Raw genomic sequence first — 2825 nt, 5'->3', positions numbered from 1 at the left:
CAACAGGGTCTTGAGGCGGCAATTGAAGACCTTCCGGACCTTCTGCTGACCGACATGCGGATGCCAATGATGGCGGGGGCCGAACTGAGAACATGTTTGTAGACGTCATGCGCCGACGGCCTGAGGCGTGAGCCGCTTCAAGCGCCTGGAGAGGACCGAGATGAAGGCAATCTCGACGAAAGCGACGAGGTGCCCCTTCGTCCGCTCGACGATGGTGTTCAATCGGCGGTAGCGGGACAGCCATCCGAAAGACCGCTCCACCACCCAAGCGATTCCGGTGGGGATGAACACCCCGTCGCGGCCGCGGGCAATTGGCTGGACAGTGATGCCGAGCCGTTCCGCGGCTTTGGCCAGGCGCTCACTGGAGTTGCCCCGGCTCGGTGGACGGGTTGGGGCTTGTTTTACTCCGTGGGGCTGGGTCTCCTTTCGTAGTCGATCGGTGACAGATAGCCCAGGGCGGAGTGCCGTCGGCGGGGATTGTACCATCCTTCGATGAAGGTGAAGACGGCGATGCGCGCTTCAGCATGCGAGCGGAACCGCCGGCGGTCGAGCAGTTCGCATTCGAGCGTCGCGAAGAAGCTCTCCACCTCCCGGCCCTGGAACCTCTGAAGCGCCATTTTGGTTGGTCGATTCACCCCGGGTGGGGCCAGCGGCCTTGCTGGCCCTGGTCCGCTGGGTTGGTGAGCATCGTGATGAGCCCCGACGCGCAACCACCCCTGATGATCTGGCGCCGCTTGCCGATGGAGCGGCGGCGCAAACTGGCCGTGCTGATTGGCCGCTTGGCCCGCCGACACCTGGAGGCCAGTCCGGGAACGGAGGAGGACAGCGATGACCGGCCCCATCCCAGCCCCGAGCGAGAAGATCCAGGGCGCCCACCGTGACCGTTTGGCCGTCGTCTACGTCCGCCAATCCACGCTTCAGCAGATCGAGCATCATCAGGAATCGACCCGTCTTCAATACGCTCTGGTCGAGCGCGCCCTCGCCCTCGGCTGGCCACGGGAGCGGATCGTGATCATCGACGAGGATCTCGGCCGCTCCGCCGCCTCGGCCACCGGGCGCCCCGGCTTTCAGCGGCTGGTCGCCGACGTCGGTCTGGGCCGTGTGGGGTTGGTCCTCGGGATGGAGATGTCGCGTTTGGCCCGCTCGTGCTGCGACTGGTACCAGTTGCTCGAGATCTGCGGCGTGCGGCGGACGCTTCTGGCTGATCGTGATGGCGTCTACGACCCGGGTATCTTCAACGATCGCCTCCTGCTCGGCCTGAAGGGCACCATGTCGGAGGCCGAGTTGCATCTGCTCAAGAGCCGCATGCTGGCCGGGCGTTTGGCCAAGGCGCAACGGGGCGAAATCGTCACCAACCTGCCGCGCGGCTATCTCCGCCGGCCCTCGGGAGAGATCGTCTTCGATCCCGATGAGCAGGTTCAGACGACAGTTCGCCTGGTCTTCGACCTCTTCGACCGACACGGCTCGGTCCACCGGGTGCTTGGTTATTTCGTTGCTCACGATCTCACGCTGCCGCGCCGCCTGCGCGCCGGCCCGGCCAAGGGCGAGTTGGAATGGCGGCGGCCCAGCCGCACCACCTTGCAGGACATGCTGCACAACCCAGGCTACGCGGGCGCCTATGTCTATGGCCGTCATCCTCACCAAGCCGGAGCAGGGGTTCCCGAGCGTTGGACGGTGCTGATCAAAGACCATTGGCCAGCCTATATCACCTGGGAAACCTTCGAGAGGAACCAGACGCAGATGGCGGCGAATCGCAATCCGGCGGCTGGCGTCGCCCGTGGTGGCCCGGCGTTGCTGGCCGGGCTGGTGTTTTGTGGGCGATGCGGCCAGCGGATGGCCACCGAATATCATGATCAGGGCCGCTTCCGCCGCTATCGCTGCAGCCAGGGAGCGATCCGCTTCGCCGCCCCTTCCTGCCAATCGCTGGGCGGGCGTGAATTGGAGGCGTTGGTTGGCGCGTTGATCTTGCGGGCTCTCGAACCGGCGGCGCTGGAGGTCAGCCTGCAATGGGCGGAGGACCTGGAACTGGAACGCCAACACCTCCATCGCCAATGGCGTCAGCGCGTGGAGCGCGCCCATTACGAAGCGGATCGGGCGCGGCGTGAGTATCGCGCGGTCGAGCCCGAGAACCGCTTGGTCGCCCGCGCTTTGGAACGCGCATGGGAGGAGGCCCTGGCGGCGGAAATCCGGGTCCAGGGGGATCACGACCGCTTCCTCGCCCAGCAGCCGATGCCGCTGAGCGCGGCGGAGCGCGAGGCGATCCGGCGCTTGGCCGACGACATTCCCACCCTGTGGCGGGCGGCCACGACGACGGATGCCGACCGCCAGACCATCGCCCGCCTCCTGCTGGACAAGGTCGTGGTGACTGTGGCCGGCGCGACGGAGGCGGTCACGGTGGACTGCCACTGGGCCGGTGGTGTTCATACTCAGCACCCCTTGCGGCGTGCCGTCCGGCGCCGCGACCAACTCAGCACCTTTCCGGCCCTGATGGAGCGCATCCAGGCGCTGAACGCCGACGGCCACAAGGCTCCAGCCATCGCGGCGATGCTCAACACCGAAGGCTGGCATCCGCCCAAGCGGCGCGAAACCTTCACCGACGTCATGGTGCGCGACCTGCTGCACCGCCACGGCGTGCCGGTGAGGGCCTATCCCCGACCGTCCGCTCGGGTCGAGCGACTGGGACCGGATGAGCGGACGTTGCCGGAACTGGCGGCCCGCCTGGAGATCCCTGCCAACACTGTGCATCGGCGTGGAACAGTAGGCCAGTTTCGGGGGTGATCGGCGTCCAAAACCCAGCCACCTCCTGATCTGGCAGACTTCCACCC

At 66.5% G+C, this 2825-nt stretch carries 2 protein-coding genes and 1 pseudogene; 1 reads left to right on the top strand and 2 read right to left on the bottom strand.

What is annotated here, in order from left to right; all coding sequences use genetic code 11:
* Nucleotides 1-105: 105 nt before the first annotated feature.
* Together TSH20_RS36295 and TSH20_RS32755 are read right to left on the bottom strand one after the other, a co-directional pair.
* Entirely contained in the window at nucleotides 106-291 is a 186-nt protein-coding gene (locus tag TSH20_RS36295; RefSeq protein ID WP_348770471.1) for a hypothetical protein, read from the bottom strand.
* A 110-nt stretch (nucleotides 292-401) separates the two neighbouring features.
* Nucleotides 402-584 (bottom strand): annotated as a pseudogene (locus TSH20_RS32755) (IS3 family transposase); the annotation flags it as partial.
* A 244-nt stretch (nucleotides 585-828) separates the two neighbouring features.
* Between TSH20_RS32755 and TSH20_RS32750 the strand changes: the two are divergent.
* Nucleotides 829-2778 carry a recombinase family protein gene (locus tag TSH20_RS32750; RefSeq protein ID WP_109157626.1) on the top strand — a complete coding sequence of 650 codons (1950 nt, stop codon included), beginning with the start codon at nucleotides 829-831 and terminating at the stop codon, nucleotides 2776-2778.
* Nucleotides 2779-2825: the final 47 nt, after the last annotated feature.

Origin of the sequence: Azospirillum sp. TSH20, assembly GCF_003115935.1 — a bacterium.
Lineage (GTDB): Bacteria > Pseudomonadota > Alphaproteobacteria > Azospirillales > Azospirillaceae > Azospirillum.
This window is presented reverse-complemented; position numbering and strand designations above follow the sequence as displayed.

What these genes read in the sequence shown, in the direction of transcription:
- TSH20_RS32750 (WP_109157626.1), top strand. Translation starts at nt 829, where the DNA reads ATGACCGGCCCCATCCCAGCCCCGAGCGAGAAGATCCAGGGCGCCCAC.